This is a genomic window from Nonomuraea montanisoli (assembly GCF_013363975.1).
In the GTDB taxonomy this organism is placed as follows: Bacteria; Actinomycetota; Actinomycetes; order Streptosporangiales; family Streptosporangiaceae; genus Nonomuraea; species Nonomuraea montanisoli.
Genome location: NZ_JABWGN010000008.1, coordinates 304,230 through 322,099, shown reverse-complemented (window position 1 = coordinate 322,099; position 17,870 = coordinate 304,230). Strand labels below are relative to the sequence as shown.

15 protein-coding genes are annotated in these 17,870 nt (G+C 74.3%); 11 read left to right on the top strand and 4 right to left on the bottom strand.

Going from position 1 to position 17,870, the window contains the following annotated elements; all coding sequences use genetic code 11:
- Nucleotides 1-14 precede the first annotated feature (14 nt).
- Nucleotides 15-551 carry a hypothetical protein gene (locus HTZ77_RS22295; RefSeq protein WP_175591585.1) on the top strand — a complete coding sequence of 179 codons (537 nt, stop codon included), beginning with the start codon at nt 15-17 and terminating at the stop codon, nt 549-551.
- A gap of 301 nt (nt 552-852) precedes the next feature.
- On the opposite strand, the gene HTZ77_RS22290 is transcribed toward HTZ77_RS22295, so the two are convergent.
- Nucleotides 853-2,034, bottom strand: a complete 1,182-nt coding sequence (locus HTZ77_RS22290) for an ROK family transcriptional regulator (protein ID WP_175591584.1) — start codon at nt 2,032-2,034, stop codon at nt 853-855.
- 241 nt (nt 2,035-2,275) lie between these two features.
- On the opposite strand from HTZ77_RS22290, the gene zwf reads away from it, so the two are divergent.
- From zwf to HTZ77_RS22265, 5 genes are all read left to right on the top strand, one after another.
- Nucleotides 2,276-3,694 (top strand): glucose-6-phosphate dehydrogenase, encoded by a 1,419-nt coding sequence (zwf, locus tag HTZ77_RS22285; RefSeq protein ID WP_235995014.1) that lies wholly within the window; start codon nt 2,276-2,278, stop codon nt 3,692-3,694.
- Between the two features lie 100 nt (nt 3,695-3,794).
- Nucleotides 3,795-5,735 (top strand): phosphogluconate dehydratase, encoded by a 1,941-nt coding sequence (edd, locus tag HTZ77_RS22280; RefSeq protein WP_175591583.1) that lies wholly within the window; start codon nt 3,795-3,797, stop codon nt 5,733-5,735.
- On the top strand, nt 5,732-6,730 hold the full coding sequence (locus tag HTZ77_RS22275) for a glucokinase (RefSeq protein ID WP_175591582.1): 999 nt from the start codon (nt 5,732-5,734) through the stop codon (nt 6,728-6,730). The genes edd and HTZ77_RS22275 overlap by 4 nt, the downstream gene beginning before the upstream one ends.
- A 213-nt stretch (nt 6,731-6,943) precedes the next feature.
- Entirely contained in the window at nt 6,944-7,558 is a 615-nt protein-coding gene (eda, locus tag HTZ77_RS22270) for a bifunctional 4-hydroxy-2-oxoglutarate aldolase/2-dehydro-3-deoxy-phosphogluconate aldolase (RefSeq protein WP_175591581.1), read from the top strand.
- Between the two features lie 169 nt (nt 7,559-7,727).
- Nucleotides 7,728-10,052, top strand: a complete 2,325-nt coding sequence (locus HTZ77_RS22265; RefSeq protein ID WP_175591580.1) for a serine/threonine-protein kinase — start codon at nt 7,728-7,730, stop codon at nt 10,050-10,052.
- 82 nt (nt 10,053-10,134) lie between these two features.
- On the opposite strand, the gene HTZ77_RS22260 is transcribed toward HTZ77_RS22265, so the two are convergent.
- Nucleotides 10,135-11,070: an NADP-dependent oxidoreductase gene (locus tag HTZ77_RS22260; RefSeq protein ID WP_175591579.1), complete on the bottom strand. Its 936-nt coding sequence runs from the start codon at nt 11,068-11,070 to the stop codon at nt 10,135-10,137.
- Between the two features lie 130 nt (nt 11,071-11,200).
- Between HTZ77_RS22260 and HTZ77_RS22255 the strand changes: the two genes are divergently transcribed.
- The 4 genes from HTZ77_RS22255 to HTZ77_RS22240 all read left to right on the top strand — a co-directional run bounded on the left by HTZ77_RS22255 (nt 11,201) and on the right by HTZ77_RS22240 (nt 14,229).
- Nucleotides 11,201-11,596, top strand: coding sequence for a winged helix-turn-helix transcriptional regulator (locus HTZ77_RS22255; protein WP_175591578.1), 396 nt, complete (start codon nt 11,201-11,203; stop codon nt 11,594-11,596).
- A gap of 108 nt (nt 11,597-11,704) precedes the next feature.
- Nucleotides 11,705-12,172: a GbsR/MarR family transcriptional regulator gene (locus tag HTZ77_RS22250; protein ID WP_205303027.1), complete on the top strand. Its 468-nt coding sequence runs from the start codon at nt 11,705-11,707 to the stop codon at nt 12,170-12,172.
- A gap of 15 nt (nt 12,173-12,187) precedes the next feature.
- The gene (locus tag HTZ77_RS22245) at nt 12,188-12,997 is read left to right on the top strand and encodes a class I SAM-dependent methyltransferase (RefSeq protein ID WP_175591577.1); all 810 of its coding nucleotides are present in this window, start codon (nt 12,188-12,190) and stop codon (nt 12,995-12,997) included.
- 35 nt (nt 12,998-13,032) lie between these two features.
- Entirely contained in the window at nt 13,033-14,229 is a 1,197-nt protein-coding gene (locus HTZ77_RS22240) for a cytochrome P450 (protein ID WP_175591576.1), read from the top strand.
- A gap of 163 nt (nt 14,230-14,392) precedes the next feature.
- On the opposite strand, the gene HTZ77_RS22235 is transcribed toward HTZ77_RS22240, so the two are convergent.
- Together HTZ77_RS22235 and HTZ77_RS22230 are read right to left on the bottom strand one after the other, a co-directional pair.
- Nucleotides 14,393-15,280 (bottom strand): carbohydrate kinase family protein, encoded by an 888-nt coding sequence (locus HTZ77_RS22235; RefSeq protein ID WP_175591575.1) that lies wholly within the window; start codon nt 15,278-15,280, stop codon nt 14,393-14,395.
- 38 nt (nt 15,281-15,318) lie between these two features.
- Nucleotides 15,319-16,344 (bottom strand): LacI family DNA-binding transcriptional regulator, encoded by a 1,026-nt coding sequence (locus tag HTZ77_RS22230; protein ID WP_175591574.1) that lies wholly within the window; start codon nt 16,342-16,344, stop codon nt 15,319-15,321.
- Between the two features lie 244 nt (nt 16,345-16,588).
- Between HTZ77_RS22230 and HTZ77_RS22225 the strand changes: the two genes are divergently transcribed.
- The gene (locus HTZ77_RS22225; protein WP_175591573.1) at nt 16,589-17,869 is read left to right on the top strand and encodes an ABC transporter ATP-binding protein; all 1,281 of its coding nucleotides are present in this window, start codon (nt 16,589-16,591) and stop codon (nt 17,867-17,869) included.
- Nucleotide 17,870: the final 1 nt, after the last annotated feature.

Below are 17,870 nucleotides of genomic sequence, written 5' to 3'. Positions count from 1 at the left end.
TATCATCGGCGGCTGTGACCGAGACCGAGCCGCGCAGACGTGTCCTGATGGCCGCCAGTGTGCTGACCGGCATGGTGATGCTGAGCGCGGCGGCGATCCTCGGCTTCGGCGAGCTGGGCGGCGCGTCGCTGTCCCCGGTCAGCCTCCCCGACGGCGGCGGACGTCCTCCGGCGCCGGTCACGGCCGCGGCCACGCGGGTCAGCACGGCCAGCGCCCCGGTGACCCGCCCCGCCCACCACGGCCCCGCGCCCACGGCCCTGCCCTCGCCCCGCCTCACCCGTACGGCCCGGCCCACCGTCACCCGGCCGCCCCGCACCGCGCGCGTCACCCCCGCGCCGCGCCGTCACACCACGACCGCGCCGCCCGTGACGCCCGGCGAGGCGTCGGTCACCCCGGCGCGCTCCCGCAGGCCGGCCGCCGTCACGCCGACGCCCGCGCCCACGCTCCCGGAGGTCACGGCGGACACCTCCGCCAACCCCGCCGGCCACACCCCGCCCGGCCACACCAGACGCCCGGGCAACGGGAACGACAACGGCCACGCCGAGCACTGAGCGCGGACCTTCCGCGAACGCCGATTCGTCAGCGCCGCGTCCTACGCCGCCTCGGACAGCGGAGCCGCACCTCCCCCGCTTCCTCACCCGAAGGCCGGGATCACGCTCAGGACTCAGGCGCGTACCGTGCTCGAACCCGCCGGGGAAGCTCCGGCTCCCAGAGACTCCCGCAGGGCGACGGCGGTCGGCGTCAAGGAAATGGCGGCACCGGTGAGCGTCAGGAGACGGCGGGCGGCCCCAGGAGACGGCGAGCGGCCTCAGGAGACGCCGAGCGGTGAGTGTCAGGAGACGGGGCGTGGTGTCAGGAGGCGTCGTGGGCGAGGCTCTCGTCGACGGCCTCCGGTGACAGCACGCTGTCCAGCACCATCACCGCGCACCCGCTGATGCCCGCCCCCGCGCCCAGGCGGCTCGGCTCGATGCGCAGGCGGCGCGTGGCCAGGGCCGTCGAGCGGCGGTAGACGACCTCGCGGATGCTCGACACGAGCGGGCCGAACGCCTCGGCCACGTCTCCCCCGAGCACCACCACCGACGGGTTGAGGATGTTGACCGCGCCGGCCAGCACCTCGCCGATGCGCCGCCCCGCCTCGCGTACGGTGGCCATCGTCTCGGCGTCGCCGGCCCGCACGAGCGCCGTCACGTCGGCGATCGTCTTGACGTCCTTGCCCGCCGCGCGCAGCTCGCGCAGCAGCGCGGTGCCGCTCGCCACCGAGTCGACGCAGTCGACGTTGCCGCAGCGGCACAGGACGCCGCCGCCGTCGCGGACCGGGATGTGCCCGATCTCGCCGGCCGCGCCGAGCGCGCCGCGCAGGATGCCGCCGCCCGCGATGACGCCGGCGCCGATCCGGGTGGAGACCTTGACGAACATGAGGTCGTCGAGGTCGGGGTAGACGCCGCGGTGCTCGCCGATGGCCAGCGCGTTCACGTCGTTGTCGACGAGCACGGGCACCGGGAACCGCTCGCGGACGATCGGCGGGATGAGCACGCCGGTCCACGACGCCATCACGCGCACGCTCTCGGTGCGGCCCCGCGCGAACTCGACCGTGGCGGGCACGCCCATGCCGACGCCCTTGACGTCCTCGCGCGGGCGGTCGCCGAGCTGCTCCTCCCAGGTGTCGAGGAGCAGCGGCAGCACCACGTCGGGGCCCTGCTCGACGTCGATGGCGAAGTCGCGGCCGGCCAGCTCCCGGCCCGCGAGGTCGCACACGGCGACGCGGGTGCGGCTCGCGCCCAGCGCGGCCACCAGCACCACGCCGCCCTCGGCGTTGAACTCCAGCCGCACGGGCGGGCGTCCGCCGGTGGAGGGCGCGTCGGCCCGCTCCACGACGAGACCCCGCTCGATCAGCTCGCCGACGCGCAACTGCACCGCGGGACGCGACAGGCCGGTCACCCGGCCCAGGTCGGCCCGCGTGACCGCCTCACCGGAGCGGATGAGGCGCAGCACCTCGCCACTCGTGGCGAGGGTCGCGGCGGTACGTCGAGGCATCGGCTAAGTGAATCACAGGACATTAGGTAATGAAAAGTCGCGACTTTTTTATCTCACATGTCAAAACTCTGCTTGTCTACGACCCGAACTCTGGCTAGTGTCCGTTCTGTCCTTCTTGATAGATCAACGGAGCCCTGTCGTGTCCCCCCTGAGCTCGTCACCCGCCGCCACCGCACCCGCCGTCCCCGAGACCGCGCACACCGCCGACCTCGTCGTCTTCGGCGGGACCGGCGACCTGTCCATGCGCAAACTGCTGCCGGCGCTGTACCACGGCGACCGTGAGGGACGGCTCGCCCCCGGCACGCGGGTGATCGCGATGTCCCGCGGCGGCCTGACCGACGAGGACTTCCGCGGCAAGGTGGACGCCGAGGTACGCGACCGGATCCCCGGCGGCGACCCCGAGGTGTGGCGGCGTTTCCTGGGCCGGTTGCACCACGTGTCGGTCGACGTGGGCGGCCGCGCGGCCGACGGCGGCGCGGACCGGTCCGGCTGGGACGCGCTGTCGGCGCTGCTGGCCGGGCACGAGGACCGCGACCGGGTGTTCTACCTGGCCAGCCCGCCCCGCACCTTCGGCGTGTTCTGCCGCGAGCTGGCCGACGCGGGCCTGGTGACGCCCCGCTCCCGCGTGGTGCTGGAGAAGCCCCTCGGCCACGACCTGATCAGCGCGCAGCGCATCAACGACGAGGTCGGCGCCATCTTCGACGAGCGGCAGATCTTCCGCATCGACCACTACCTGGGCAAGGAGACCGTGCAGAACCTGCTCGTGCTCCGCTTCGCCAACGCGTTCCTGGAGCCGATCTGGAACTCGCTGTGGATCGACCACGTCCAGATCACCGCCGCCGAGACCGTCGGCACGCCCGGCCGGCGCGGCTACTACGACCACGCGGGCGCCCTGCGGGACATGGTGCAGAACCACCTGCTCCAGCTCCTCTGCCTGACCGCGATGGAGCCGCCGGCGCGCAACGACCGCGAGGCGATCCGCGACGAGAAGGTCAAGGTGCTGCAGGCGCTGCGGCCGATCACCGGCGGCGAGGTCGAGCGGTTCACCGTGCGCGGCCAGTACGTCGAGAGCGGCGACATGCCCGGCTACCTGGACGAGCCCGCCTCCACGCCGCCCACCGAGGAGTCGCGCCGGGTGGAGACGTTCACCGCGATCCGCGCCGAGATCCGCAACTGGCGCTGGGCCGGGGTGCCGTTCTACCTGCGCACCGGCAAGCGGCTGCCGCGCCGCGTCTCGGAGATCGTGGTGCAGTTCAAGGACGTGCCCCACTCCATCTTTCCCGGCGGCACGCCCAACCGCCTCGTCCTGCGGCTCCAGCCCGAGGAGGGCATCCGGCTGCACATCATGGCCAAGGAGCCGGGAGCGGGCGAGGTCACGCTCAAGCCGGTGCCGCTGACCCTCAGCTTCGGCGAGACGTTCACCGCGCGGGTGCCGGAGGCGTACGAGCGGTTGCTCATGGACGTGCTGGCCGGCAACCCGACCCTGTTCATGCGCCGCGACGAGGTCGAGGCCGCCTGGCGGTGGATCGACCCCATCCTCGCCACCTGGGAGGCGTCGGACCAGCTTCCCGAGCCGTACCCGGCGGGCTCGGCCGGGCCCGCCGGCGCCCACGACCTGCTCGCCCGCAGCGGCCGGGCCTGGCACGAGGACGTCTCGTGACCGCCCGCGACCGCCGCCAGAGCGCCGGCCCGAACCCGAACGCGACCGACAACGCGACCGACAACCCGAACGCGGCCGTGTGCCCGACGAAGGAGCGTCCATGAACCCCGTCATCCAGGAGATCACGGACAGGATCGCCGAGCGCAGCCGCGCCAGCCGGACCGTCTACCTGGACCGCGTCCGCCGCGCCGGCGAGGCCGCCCGCGCCAAGGGCCCGGCCCGCGCCCACCTGGGCTGCGCCAACCTGGCCCACGGCTTCGCCGCCGCGCCGGCCGAGGACAAGCCCGCCCTCATGGGCGCCGCCAAGCCCGGCGTGGCCATCGTGACCAGCTACAACGACATGCTGTCGGCGCACCAGCCGTACGAGACGTACCCGCCGGAGCTGAAGGCGGCCGTGCGGCGGGCCGGCGGCGTGGCGCAGGTGGCGGGCGGCGTGCCGGCCATGTGCGACGGCATCACGCAGGGCCGGGCCGGCATGGAGCTGTCGCTCTACAGCCGCGACGTGATCGCCATGGCGACCGCGATCGCCCTGTCGCACGACATGTTCGACGCGACGCTGCTGCTGGGCGTCTGCGACAAGATCGTGCCGGGGCTGTTCATCGGCGCGCTGCACTTCGGGCACCTGCCGGCGATCTTCGTGCCGGCCGGCCCGATGACGTCCGGGCTGCCGAACAAGGTCAAGGCCCGCACCCGGCAGCTGTTCGCCGAGGGCAAGGTGGGCCGCGGCGAGCTGCTGGAGGCCGAGGCCAAGTCGTACCACTCCCCCGGCACCTGCACCTTCTACGGCACCGCCAACTCCAACCAGGCGCTCATGGAGGTCATGGGCCTGCACCTGCCGGGCTCGACGTTCGTCAACCCGCACACTGAGCTGCGGCACGCCCTCACCGAGGCGGCCGGCCGCCGCGCCGTGGAGATCACCGCGCACGGCTCCGAGTACACGCCGCTCGGCGAGCTGGTGGACGAGAAGGCCATCGTGAACGCGTGCGTCGCGCTGCTGGCCACCGGCGGCTCGACCAACCACACGCTGCACCTCGTGGCCATGGCCGCCGCCGCGGGCATCGTCCTGACCTGGGACGACCTGGCGTGCCTGTCGAAGGTCGTGCCGTCGCTCACCCGCATCTACCCCAACGGCCAGGCGGACGTGAACCACTTCCGCGACGCCGGCGGCATGCAGGTGCTCATCGGCGACCTGCTCGACGCGGGCCTGCTGCACGAGGACGTGCTGACGGTCGCCGGGCGCGGCCTGAGCCACTACCGCTCGGCTCCGGCGCTGGAGGACGGCGCGCTGGTGTGGTCGGAGGTCAAGGGCGGCAGCGCGGACCTCGACGTGCTGCGTCCCGTCGCCGACCCGTTCTCCGCCGACGGCGGCATCCACATGCTGGAGGGCAACCTCGGCCGGGCCGTGAGCAAGGTGTCGGCCGTCAAGCAGGAGCACCTGGTGATCGAGGCGCCGGCCAAGGTGTTCGACGACCAGCTCGACCTGCTGCGCGCGTTCGAGGCCGGCGAGCTGGACGGGCAGGACTTCGTCGCCGTCATCCGCTACCAGGGGCCGAGCGCCAACGGCATGCCCGAGCTGCACAAGCTCACCCCGCCGCTGGCCGTGCTGCTCGACCGGGGCCAGCGGGTGGCGATCGTCACCGACGGCCGCATGTCCGGCGCGTCCGGCAAGGTGCCCGCGGCCATCCACCTGTCGCCCGAGGCGGCCGACGGCGGCCCGATCGCGCTCGTCCGCGAGGGCGACGTGATCAGGCTCGACTCGGCGGCCGGGACGCTGGAGCTGCTGGTGCCGGCCGAGGAGCTGGCGCGGCGCACGCCCGGCGGCCGGCCGCTCAGCGACGCCGAGTGGGTGGGCACGGGCCGTGAGCTGTTCGCGGCGTTCCGCCGCATGGCCGGGCACGCCGAGCAGGGCGCGGGCGTCTTCGGCATCAGCGGCGCCGAGTCGCCGCACCACGGGCCGGGGCTCGGCTTCCCGGTGGAGGCCGGCTCCTCCCACCTGGAGACCGGTCTCGCCGACACGGTTCGCGCCGGAGTCAACGGGTGAGCTCTTTCGCCTATCCGTGGCTGGTCGCCGACGTCGGCGGCACCAACGCCAGGTTCGGCCTGGTGACCTCGCCGGGGGCGCGGCCGTCGCACGTCGCGGTCCTGGCCGGGGCCGAGCACCGCGGCCTGCCCGAGGCCGTGGCCGCCTACCTCGCCGACCACGCCGGCGGCGCCCGGCCGGGGGCGGCGTGCCTGGCCCTGGCCGGGCCCGTGGACGGCGACCGTTACGCGCTGACGAACCTGCCCTGGTCCGGCTCCGCGCGCGACCTCGGCCTGCCGGAGGTGGCGCTGCTCAACGACTTCGAGGCGCTGGCGGTGTCGCTGCCGCACCTGGAGGGCGACGACCTCGCCCCGCTGGGCGGCCCGGCTCCGTCGTACGGGGTGAAGGCGGTGCTCGGCCCCGGCACCGGGCTCGGCGTGGCCGGGCTGGTGCCGGTGGACGGCGGCTGGGTGCCGGTGCCGGGCGAGGGCGGGCACGTGACGCTGCCCGTCCAGGACGAGCGGGAGCTGGAGGTGCTGCGGGCGCTGCGAGCTGCGCGGACTCCGCGGGACACGCGGCCGGCGGGCGGGCCGGGCAGCCAGGTGGTGGCCGAGCACGTGCTGTCGGGGCCGGGGCTGGTGCGGCTGCACCGGGCGCTGGCGCAGGTCAGGGGCGTCCCGCCGGTCGAGGACACGGCGTCGGGGATCGTCTCGCGGGCCGACGACGGGTTGTGCGCGGAGACGGTCGAGGTGTTCTGCGGGCTGCTGGGGTCGTTCGCGGGCGACGTCGCGCTGACGCTGGGCGCCCGGGGCGGGGTCTACCTGGGCGGCGGGGTGCTGCCGCGGATCGCGGAACGGGTCCGAACCGGGCCGTTCCGCGCCCGGTTCGCCGCGAACCCGGACATGGCGGAGTACCTGTCGGCCATCGCGACGTCGCTGATCGTCGCACCGCAGCCCGCGCTGACGGGGGCGGCGGCGTGGCTGGCCCACCTCGCCTCCCGCGCGAACCGTACGTAGCGATCGCTCGGCGGCACCGGCCGCGCTCCGGGCCGTGGCCCGGGCGCGGGCCAGTAGCCTGGGCGCGCCGGCCTGCTCCGGCCGGGCGGCGCGCGGCCCCGGCCCATGACGCCCCGGCCCATGACGTGAAGACGTGGAACGGCCCTTGAGGCCGACGAGAAGGACGACGAGAAGGACGACGGCCCCGAGGGCCGGCAAGGAGAAGAACCGCAGATGACGAGCCTGCTCGACCTCGCCCCCGTGATCCCGGTCGTGGTGATCGAGGATGTGGAGACCGCCGTGCCGATGGCGCGGGCGCTGGTGTCCGGCGGCCTGCCGGTCATCGAGGTGACGCTCCGTACGAGCGTGGCGCTGGAGGCGATCGGCCGGATCGCCGCCGAGGTGCCCGGCGCCGTGGTGGGCGCGGGCACGGTGCGCACGGGCGCCGACGTCGAGGCGTCGCTCAAGGCGGGCGCGTCGTTCCTGGTGTCGCCCGGCGCCACGCCGTCGCTGGTGGACGCGATGCTGGCGGGCGGCGCGCCGTTCCTGGCCGGCGCGGCCACGGCGTCGGAGGTCATGGCGCTGGCCGAGCGGGGGCTGAAGGAGCTGAAGTTCTTCCCGGCCGAGGCGGCGGGCGGCAGGCCGTACCTGAAGTCGCTGGCGGGGCCGCTGCCGGACGTGCGGTTCTGCCCGACCGGCGGGATCCGGCCGGACACGGCGGCGGACTACCTCGCGCTGCCCAACGTCGGCTGCGTGGGCGGGACGTGGCTCACCCCGGCCGACGCGCTCGCGGCGGGCGACTGGGCCCGCGTGGAGGCCCTCGCCGCCGAGGCCGCCGCCCTGCGCTGACCCCGCGCCTCACCCGTACGAGACCCTGCGGGGCCGAGCCAGGCCGAGCGGGCCGGGTCGCCACCGCAGGGTGCCGTTTACCGTTAGAGTCTGGGGTGGAAAAGGGCATGCCGGGCCAAGGCCCGGCCGGTTCAGGCGGCGGGATGACGACGGCGAGAGGACAGCGACGTTGGGGCTGCAGGGCCGCTCCGCGGGCACTCCGCTGACACCCGAGGACCCCCAGTCGATCGGCCCCTACGAGCTGTACGGCCGGCTGGGGTCGGGCGGGATGGGCACGGTCTACCTGGCCAGGGCCGCCGACGGTCCACGGGTGGCGCTCAAGGCGATCCGCCGCGACTACGCCGCCGACCCCGTCTACCGGGCGCGCTTCCACGAAGAGGTGTCCAACGCGCGCAAGGTCGCCTCGTTCTGCACCGCCCGGGTGCTCGACCACGGCGAGGACGGCGGCGTCCTCTACCTCGTCACCGAGTACATCGACGGCATCTCCCTCGAGGACCACCTGATCGAGCACGGCGCGCTGTCGCCGTCCGTGCTGCACTCGGCGGCCGTGGGCGTCGCGGCGGCGCTGACCGCCATCCACGCGGCGGGCCTGGTCCACCGCGACCTCAAGCCGGCGAACGTGATGCTGACGCTGGCCGGGCCCCGGGTGATCGACTTCGGGCTGGCCCGCTCGGCCCACCTGTCCTCCCGCCACACCAACGCCGGGATGGTCATGGGCACGCCCGGCTGGATCGCTCCGGAGCAGGTCTTCGAGGGCAAGACGAGCCCGGCGGGCGACGTGTTCGCGTGGGGGTCGCTCATCGCGTACGCGGGGCTCGGCGGGCATCCGTTCGGCGAGGGCGACGCGTACGTCATGGCCGCCCGCGCCCGCACCGCGCCGCCCGACCTGCGGGGGCTGCCCGCGCCGCTCGACCGGCTGGTGGCGGCGGCCATCCACCCCGACCCGGCGCGCCGCCCGGCGGCCCGGCAGTTGCTGCTGGAGCTGGTGGGGGCGGCGGACGAGCCGGCTGCGCAGCTCGCGGCCACCCGCCATCTCACGAACACGTGGGACCCGGCGGAGTTCCCACCGCTGGCCGGCGCGCCCGCGAACGCTCCGGGCCACCCCGGCCCGCCCCTCCCGGGCCCCCAGCCGTCCCCCGGCCCGCAGCCGTCCCCCGGCCCGCAGCCGCCTCCCGGTCCGCAGATGCCTCCTGCCGCGGCGCCTCACGGTCCGGCGGCGGCACCCCCGGCTCCCCAGTCGTCCCACTCCGCACCCCCAGGACCCGCGCCCGGATCGCAGCCGCAGCCGTCCGCGGGACCTCAACCCGGACCGCACGCGGCTCCTCCCGCCTCCCCCGGACCGCACGTCGCCCCGTCCGCACCCTCCGCATCCCCCGGGCCGCACGTGGCTCCTCCCGTGTCCCCCGGATCTGTGCCCGGGCCGCACGCGGCTCCTTCCATGCCTCCGGGGCCACAGTCCGGTCATACCGCAGGGCCTCAGGGGCCCGGCTCGCCGTCCGGGCACCCGGCCGCGCCGCACCAGGCCGGCCCCGGCGCTCACCAGGGGCCGCCCGCCTCGCCGCCGTCCCACCAGGCCCCGCCCGGTCATCCGGGCCCGGCCCCGTCCGCGGACGGCCCGTCGCTGACGGGCATGCGCCTGCCGTCGGCCGGTCCGCCCGCGGCCGGTCCGCCCGCGGACGGCCCGTCGCTCACGGGCATCCCCCTGCCCCCGGCCGGCCCGCCGCCGCAAGGTCCCGTGCCGCCCGGACACCTTCAGCAGCCGCCCCACCACCACACCGGCCAGGGCCCCCTCCCGAGCCGGCCGGCCCCGGGCACCCAGGGGCCGCCGCCGCAGGGCCCCACGTCCCACAACCCGTCCTCGCACGGCCCCGCGGCGCATGGCCCGCACGCCCCCTCGGCGCCCGGGCCGTCGGCGCACGCGCGCACCGCGCAGGGGCCGTTGCCCGGCCGGGGGCCCTCGTCGCGGCTCACGGGCCAGGGGCCACTGCCGCCCCCCACGATGCCGCCGCCCGGCGGGGCGCGCCGGGCCACGTTCACCGGCTGCCTGACGGCCGTGGTGATCGCCGTGGTGCTGCTCGTCCTGCTGGTGGCGCTGGTCGCCTGGCTCGGCCGCTCCCCCGCGGCCGTCGGCGCGGAACGTCCGGCCCAGGACGGCCGGCTGCGGTTCGCGGTGACCGGCACCACCTGCCCCAAACCGGCCAAGTCCGCCGCGCAGCGCACCTGCACGGTGTCGCTGGCGGTGGACAACATCGGCAAGGAGGGACGCGTCCTCTACCCGGGCCAGCAGAAGCTGTGCGACGAGGACGACGTCCCGCACGCGGCCACGCGGCTGCTCGACGAGGCGGGCAAGGAGATCACGCCGATGCGCATCGGGCCGGGCCAGTCGTTCAGCGGGTCGCTGGTGTTCGAGCTGCCGAAGCAGGCCCGGCCGGCGGAGCTGGAGCTGCACGACTCCGGCCTGAGCCACGGCGTCCGCGTCGCCCTGGAGGACTGACCCCGCCACAGCCCCGGCGGACCGACCCCGCCACAGCCCCGGAAGACTGACCTCGCCACTCCCCCGGAGGCCGGAGGCGTCGTCACGGGACGAGGACGAGCCGGCCGCGCAGGCCGCCCTTGGCCAGGCGGCGGTGCGCCTCGGCGACCTCCTCCAGCGGCAGCGTGCCGGCGACCCTGAGGGTGAGCTCGCCCTGTTCGACCAGCGTCACGAGGTCGGCCAGCCGTGCCCCGTCCGCGCTGATCCAGTGCGTGAACACGCGCGTCCCCCGCAGCGGCAGCGGTTCGCCGCCCGCCACCACGGCGGCGAAGGAGCCGCCGTTCCGCACCGCGTCCAGGGCCGCCGCGCCCGTCACGGCGGCGTCCAGGGCGCCGTGGACGCCGCCCGGCACCAGCGCCCGCACGGCCTCCCCGAGGCGGGCCGTACGGGGCACGAACAGCTCCGCGCCCAGCTCCCGGACCAGCGCCTCGTCCGCGGCCCCGGCCACCGCCACGACCCGCAGCCCCCGGGCCACGGCGAGCTGGACGGCGTAGCCGCCCACCGCGCCGGCCGCGCCCGTCACCAGCAGGGTCTCGCCGGGACGCAGGCCGAGCCGGTCGAGAGCCTGGACGGCGGTCAGCCCGTTCAGCGGCAGCGTCGCCGCCTCCACCGCCCCCACTCCGGACGGCGCGCGGGTCACCGCGTCCGCGTCGAGCACGACCTGGTCGGCATGTGTCCCGAGCGGCACGTCGAGCCGGTCGGACAGCCCCACCACGCGGTCGCCCACCGCGAGCCCGGCGACGCCGGGGCCGGTCTCCTCGACGGTCCCCGCCACGTCCCAGCCGATGCCGATCAGGTCGCGGGCGGGCAGCAGCCCCGCCTCGGTCAGGGCGCCGGAGCGGGTGGCCAGGTCCACGGGGTTGACGGCCGCGGCCTCGACCCTGATCCGCGCCTGGCCCTGTCCCGCGGACGGCACGGGCACGTCGGCGATCTCCAGCGCCTCGGGGCCGCCGAAGCCGCGGATGACGACAGCACGCATGATCTTCTCCCTCTCGCTCAGGTGGTGGCGTCCTCGCCGCCGAGCCTTACCGTAGGAGAGGTACTCTCCGCGAGGAAGTACGTACCTGAGAGTGCGTAACAGACGCAGACGTGCGGCGAACAGGAGACCCATGACCACGCGTACGGCCGCCGATCGGCGCGAGGAGGCGCGCGCCGCCTACGACGCCTACCTGCAGGAGTGCCCGGCCCGGCAGCTCCTCGACCGGATCAGCGACAAGTGGGTCAGCCTGCTGCTCAACGCGCTGGCCGACGGCCCCCGCCGCTACAGCGACCTGTCCCGCACGGTCGCCGGGGTCAGCCAGAAGATGCTCACCCAGACGCTGCGCGCCCTGGAGCGCGACGGGCTGGTCTCGCGCTCCGTGACGCCGTCGGTGCCGGTACGGGTCGACTACGAGCTGACCCCGCTGGGCCGCAGCCTGCTGCCCGTCATGCGGGCCATCAAGGACTGGGCGGAGTCCAACATCGAGCAGGTCATCGCCGCCCGCGACACCTACGACGCGCGCTGACCGCCCCGCCTCGGCCTCGGGCACCCGGTACGCCGAGGGAGGAGACGATCACGGAAGGTGCTCGTATACTTCATCAAGTACGTACTTGACGTAGTTGGCGGAGGTGGCATGATGGATCCACGGGAGGGCGAGTTCGTAGACCGGATGGGGCTGGTCATGGAGCGCTTCGGGGGCACCCGCACGATGGGGCGCATGTACGCGTGGCTGATGGTCTGCGATCCGCCGCACCAGTCGCTCACCGAGCTGGCCGCGCGCCTCGGCGTGAGCAAGACGGCCGTCAGCACGGTGGCCAGGCAGCTCGAGCTGACCGGCATGATCGAGCGCGTCCCCACGGCGAGCCGCGAGCACCGCTACCAGGTCGCCGCCGGCGGCTGGGAGCACGTCATGAAGGTCCAGTTCGCCGCGCTGCGCCAGGCCGTCGAGACGCTCGACCTCGGCCTGGCGGCCGTCGGCGGCGACCGGCCGGAGCAGCGGGCGCGGCTGGAGGAGACCCGCGACTTCTTCGCCTGGACCGAGCGCGACGCGGACGACATGCTCCGGCGCTGGCGCGACTCCCGGGAGGACCTGGATCGATGACGATCGGAGCGACGCATGAACGGGGCGAAGGTCGATGTCAGGAAGGTCGCCGGCGAGGGGGTGACCTGGACGCTGCTGGCCACCCTGTACCTGCGGGCGTGGGAGAGCCGATTACCCGAGCCGATCCTCGGTGACCGCTACGCGGCCGGGGCCGTCGAGCGCATCGACTACGACTTCGCCGCGCTGCGGCGGCGCATCCGGCCGGCGAGCAACCAGTTCCTGGTGGCGTTGCGGGCCAGACAGCTCGACGACTGGAGCCGCGCGTTCCTCGCCCGGCATCCGAACGCCGTCGTGCTCCAGCTCGGCTGCGGCATGGACAGCCGCATGCTCCGGCTCGACCCGCTGGGCAAGCTGCGCTGGTTCGACGTGGACGTTCCCCACGTCATCGAGCTGCGCCGGCGGATCTACCCCGAACGCGGCCGGTACACGATGGTCGGCGCGTCGGTGACGGACGACGGCTGGCTGGAGGCCATCCCCGCCGACCGCCCCGTCCTGGTCGTCGCGGAGGGGGTGCTGCCCTACCTGACCGCGGACGAGGTGCGCACGCTGCTGGCGCGGCTGACCGGTCACTTCACCGCGGGCGGCGAGCTGGTCTTCGACGCGTCGGCCCCCTGGGTCGCCCGCGTGGCCGAGGACTTCCGCTGGGCTCCGCGCGACGCGCGGGAGATCGAGCGCTGGATCCCCGGTCTCACCTGCGCCGACGCGACCCCCTTCACCACGCACCACCGCAGGATCCCGGTACGGCGCTACCGCGCCCTCTACCGGCTCATTCACGCCGTGCCCGCGCTGCGGAACGCCTACCGGGAATTCCGGTTCACGTTCTGACGGGCCTGTCTTTCGGGAACCGAAAAGGAGAGGCGATGACCGACATCGTCGAACGGTACGACATCCCCGAACAGTTCTTCTGGCTGCGCGGATCGCGGTCGGGCCCGCCGGTGGAGTTCGACTCCGCCACCGGCATCTGGAACGTCTACGGCTACCCGGAGGCCCAGCAGGTCCTCGGCGACCCCGCGACGTTCTCCTCCGACACCATGCGCGTGGTCCCCAAGGGCATGATCCCGGAGGGCGAGTTCTCGCTGGAGGGCTTCATCACCCAGATCGACCCCCCGGAGCACGGCAAGCTGCGCAAGCTGGTCACCAGCGCCTTCACCCGCAAGGTCGTCGCCGACCTGGAGCCGAGGATCGCCGCCATCACCCACGAGCTGCTCGACGCGGCGCGTGAGCGCGGCGGGCTGGAGCTGGTGACCGACCTGGCCTACCCGCTGCCGGTCATCGTGATCGCCGAGCTGCTGGGGGTGCCCTCCAGCGACCGCGGCCTGTTCAAGCAGTGGGCCGACGCGCTGTTCCAGCGCGACGCCAAGGTCTCGCTCAACGAGCCGTCCGAGGAACAGGACAGGGACATCCAGGCCACGCTCAAGCCGTGGAAGGAGATGAGCGCCTACCTCGCCGGCCACGCGGCGGAGCGCCGGCGCCAGCCGCGGGCCGACCTGCTCACCCGGCTGGTCGAGGCCGAGGTGGACGGCGAGCGCCTGCCCGACCAGCAGGTGGTCAACTTCGCGATCGTCCTGCTGCTGGCCGGGCACATCACCACGACGATGCTGCTCGGCAACACGGTGCTCTGCCTGGACGCCTTCCCCGAGCAGCAGGAGAAGGTGCGGGCGGACCGCGCCCTGGTGCCCGCCGCCATCGAGGAGTCGCTGCGCCTGTTCACCCCGTTCGCCGCGCTCGGCCGCTCCACCATGCGCGAGGCCCAGCTGGGCGGCGTGAGCATCCCGGCCGACCAGATGGTCATGGTCTGGCTCGGGGTGGCCAACCGCGATCCCCGGCAGTTCGCCGACCCCGGCGCCTTCACCCCCGGCCGTGACCCCAACCCGCACCTGGCCTTCGGCCGCGGCATCCACTTCTGCCTGGGCGCTCCGCTGGCCCGGCTGGAGGGGCGGGTCGCGCTGAACATCCTGCTCGACCGGTTCGACCCGCTGCGCACCGACCCGGAGGACCCGGTGAAGTTCATCCCGACCCCCACCATGGCGGGAGTCCGCCGCCTCACCCTGGCCTGACCCACGCCGGCAGCCGCCCGGCCTGAGCCGCGCGTCGGCCGCCTCAGCCGCCCGGCCTGAGCCGCGCGTCGGCCGCCTCAGCCGCCCGGCCTGAGCCGCGCCGTCGCCGCCTCAGCCGGGCGGGCTGAGGCGCGCCGTCAGGCTCCTCGCCGCCGCCGGGGCGTCAGGCGCCCGCCGCGATCCGGTCGTGGCGGGCGAGCAGGGCGGCCTCGGTGATCGGCGCCTCGTGGGTGCCGGCCACCGTGCAGGCGTGGGCCCCGGCCAGCGCGCCGAGCCGCACGCACTCCTCCAGCGGCCGCCCGCGCAGCCGGCCGTACAGGAAGCCGGAGACGAACGCGTCGCCGGCGCCGTTGGTGTCGGCGACCGGCCCGGGCAGCGGGGCGGCGGGGAAGGCGCGCAGGTCGCCGCCGCGCGGCAGCACGAGGCAGCCCTCGGCGCCGCGCGTGCAGACGACCGCCTCCGCGCGGCCCCGGTCGAGGATGTGGCGCATCACCCGCTCGGGCGAGTCCAGCGCGGCGGCCGACAGGAACACCAGGCCCGAGCGGTAGGCGAAGGCGCGGTGGTGGTCGTTGGCGCCGTCCCAGTCGTGCAGGTCGGTGGAGGTCGGGATGCCGTCGAGGTCGTCGTACACGTCGCGGCAGTAGCCGGTGATCGAGACGTGCGCGTGGCGGGCGCGCACGCCGGTGTACAGCTCGCGGGGCAGGCGCTCGCCCGGCGTGTCGCGCGGGTCGTGCAGCGACGTGCGGCGGCCGTCGGGCCCGACGAGCAGGACGCTGCGCCGGGTGCCGGCCGCGGCCCGGCCCCAGCGGGCGTCGACGCCGCTCAGCGCCGCGCGGATGATCGCGCCCTGCGGGTCGTCGCCGACGAGGTCGGCGAAGGCCACCGACAGGCCGAGCGCGGCGCAGCCGAGCGCCACGCCGGCGCCGGTGTTGCCGACGCGCTCCTGGATGGGCGGCACGCCGTACGTGTCGGCGTACGGCAGGGGCAGCTCGGGGACGTAGACGGTGGCGTCCACGCCGGAGCCGCCCAGCACGAGCACGTCATGAACCATCGGCGGGACCTCCTCGGACCCGCCCGGGGCGGGACTCGTCACCGGTTGACCAGGGGACCGGAGCCGGTGGAGCCGCGCACCACCAGCTCGGGACGGAAGATCAGCTCGACGTGCTTGGCCGGCGCGCCGTTCACCTCTTCGAGCAGCGTCTGCACGGCCGCCGAGGCCATCGCGCCGATGGGCTTGCGCACGGTGGTGAGCGGCGGGTCGGTGAACGCGATGAGCGGCGAGTCGTCGAACCCGACCACCGACACCTCGCCCGGCACGGCCAGCCCCTTCTCGCGGCAGGCGCGGATCGCGCCGAGGGCCATGAGGTCGCTGGCGCACACGATGCCGGTGCAGCCGCGCGCGAGAAGCTGGGTGGCCGCGGCCTGCCCGCCCTCGACGGAGAACAGCGAGTCGGCGATGAGGTCGTCGACCCCGGTCGCGCCGAGGAGCTGGGCCATGGCCTGGCGGAAGCCCTCGATCTTGCGGATCACGGGCACGAACCGGCGCGGCCCGAGGGCCAGCCCGATCCGCTCGTGCCCGAGGTCGACGAGGTGCTGCACGGCCAGGCGCGCGGCCAGCCGGTCGTCGGGCGAGATGAACGGGGCCTCGATGCGCTCGCTGTAGCCGTCGACCAGCACGATCGGCAGGCCCCGGTCGGTGAGCCGGGTGTAGCGGTCCATGCGGGCGGTGGTGTCGGCGTGCAGCCCGGACACGAACACGATGCCGCTCACGCCCCGGTCGACCAGCAGCTCGGTGAACTCGTCCTCGGGCGCCCCGCCGGGGAGCTGCGTGCACAGCACGGGCGTGTAGCCGTGCTGGGTGAGCGCCTTCTCCACGGCCTGGGCGAACGCGGGGAAGATCGGGTTGTCCAGCTCGGGCGTGACCAGGCCGACCAGGCCGTTGCTGCGCTGCCGCAGCCGGGGCGGGCGCTCGTAGCCCATGAGGTCGAGCGCCGTCATCACGGCCTGGCGGGTGGCGGCCGAGACACCCGGCTTGCCGTTGAGCACCCGGCTGACCGTGGCCTCGCTCACGCCGGCCTGGGCGGCGATGTCGGCGAGGCGGGCGTGACCGTTCATGGCAGCCACTTTACCTCCGGCACGCCCCTGCCTTGAAAGGCTTGCCGCAAATTTCCGCAAGCACTTCCAGACTTTCCGGCTACGAGCAGGAATGGAGCTCCAGGCTGGGCGCGCCGAAAGCACAGCACGAAATCACGATTATGAGAGATGTTTGATGCCAAGGGTGGACATCACGGTAAAGGCGCGATGTACTACCTCTTCCATCAGCCCCGTCACAGGTGACACGTGCGCAAGGTGTGGGCCCATGAGCTCGGTCGTTCTCGACAAAGTGACCAAGGTTTACCCCGGCGACCATCTGGCGGTGGACCGATTGAGCTTGCGGGCCGAAAACGGCGAGTTCCTCGTCCTGCTCGGGCCTTCCGGGTGCGGCAAGTCCACGTTGTTACGGATGATCGCGGGACTTGAGGAGATCACCCAGGGCGACCTGTGGCTCGACGGCCAGCTCGCCAACCACCTCGCCCCGCGCGAGCGCGACGTGGCCATGGTGTTCCAGAACGGCGCCCTTTACCCCCACCGCACGGTCCGCGGCAACATCTCGTTCCCGCTGGAGATCTCCAAGACCGACCCCGAGCTCGTCCGGCAGCGCGTCACCGAGCTGTCCAAGGCGCTGCACATCGACGAGACCCTCGACCGCCGGCCCGGCACCCTGTCCGGCGGCCAGCGCCAGCGGGTCGCGATGGGCCGGGCCATCGTCCGCCAGCCCAAGCTGTTCCTCATGGACGAGCCCCTGTCGAACCTCGACGCGGGCATGCGCACCGAACTGCGCATGGAGATCTCGGCGCTGGTCAGATCGCTCGGCGTCACCACCATCTACGTCACCCACGACCAGGTCGAGGCGCTGACGCTGGCCGACCGCATCGCCATCATGAACCGCGGGGTCCTGCAGGACGTCGGCACCCCCTCGCAGATCTACAACGACCCGGCGACGGCGTTCGTGGCGGCGTTCCTCAATTCCCAGCAGCTCAACCTGCTGGCCGCGACGGTCCGGACCCCGCAGAACCAGTACGTCATGCTCGACTTCGGGCCGCACCGGCTGATCATCCCCTGGAGCGATCCCAGGGCGTACGCCATCTCCCAGCACACCGGCGGACAGGTGCTGGTCGGCATGCGTCCCGACGGCCTCGCGCCGGTGCCCGAGTCGTACGACGGCCCGTCGTTCTTCGGGCGGGTGCGGGCGCTGGAGTACCACGGCCACGAGTGGCTCGCCTACATCGAGTGCGGCGCCCCCGCCGTCCCGGTGCCCGAGCCGCCGGACCCGAGGGCGCGCGCGAACGGCCGCCAGAACGGCTCCGGCCGGATCGGCGCGTTCGTCAAGCGGATGTTCGGGCACGAGGAGGAACGCCAGGACCAGGAGCAGACCGGGCAGCACCTCGGCAGCGGCCACCACCGGCGCGCCGACCTCATCGTCCGCGTCGGCGGGCGACCGGCCTGGCGCGCGGGCGACGCCGCCAAGGTCGGCGTGGACACCTCCCGCCTGATGATCTTCACGTTGGACGGCGCCCGCATCGACCCTCCCCGCCGCTGAC

Coding starts and splice junctions, on each gene's coding strand:
- HTZ77_RS22240 (WP_175591576.1), top strand. CDS start 13,033: ATGACCGACATCGTCGAACGGTACGACATCCCCGAACAGTTCTTCTGG.
- HTZ77_RS22235 (WP_175591575.1), bottom strand. CDS start 15,280: ATGGTTCATGACGTGCTCGTGCTGGGCGGCTCCGGCGTGGACGCCACC.
- HTZ77_RS22255 (WP_175591578.1), top strand. CDS start 11,201: ATGACCACGCGTACGGCCGCCGATCGGCGCGAGGAGGCGCGCGCCGCC.
- HTZ77_RS22245 (WP_175591577.1), top strand. CDS start 12,188: ATGAACGGGGCGAAGGTCGATGTCAGGAAGGTCGCCGGCGAGGGGGTG.
- edd (WP_175591583.1), top strand. CDS start 3,795: ATGAACCCCGTCATCCAGGAGATCACGGACAGGATCGCCGAGCGCAGC.
- HTZ77_RS22225 (WP_175591573.1), top strand. CDS start 16,589: ATGAGCTCGGTCGTTCTCGACAAAGTGACCAAGGTTTACCCCGGCGAC.
- HTZ77_RS22230 (WP_175591574.1), bottom strand. CDS start 16,344: ATGAACGGTCACGCCCGCCTCGCCGACATCGCCGCCCAGGCCGGCGTG.
- eda (WP_175591581.1), top strand. CDS start 6,944: ATGACGAGCCTGCTCGACCTCGCCCCCGTGATCCCGGTCGTGGTGATC.
- HTZ77_RS22290 (WP_175591584.1), bottom strand. CDS start 2,034: ATGCCTCGACGTACCGCCGCGACCCTCGCCACGAGTGGCGAGGTGCTG.
- HTZ77_RS22260 (WP_175591579.1), bottom strand. CDS start 11,070: ATGCGTGCTGTCGTCATCCGCGGCTTCGGCGGCCCCGAGGCGCTGGAG.
- zwf (WP_235995014.1), top strand. CDS start 2,276: ATGCGCAAACTGCTGCCGGCGCTGTACCACGGCGACCGTGAGGGACGG.
- HTZ77_RS22250 (WP_205303027.1), top strand. CDS start 11,705: ATGATGGATCCACGGGAGGGCGAGTTCGTAGACCGGATGGGGCTGGTC.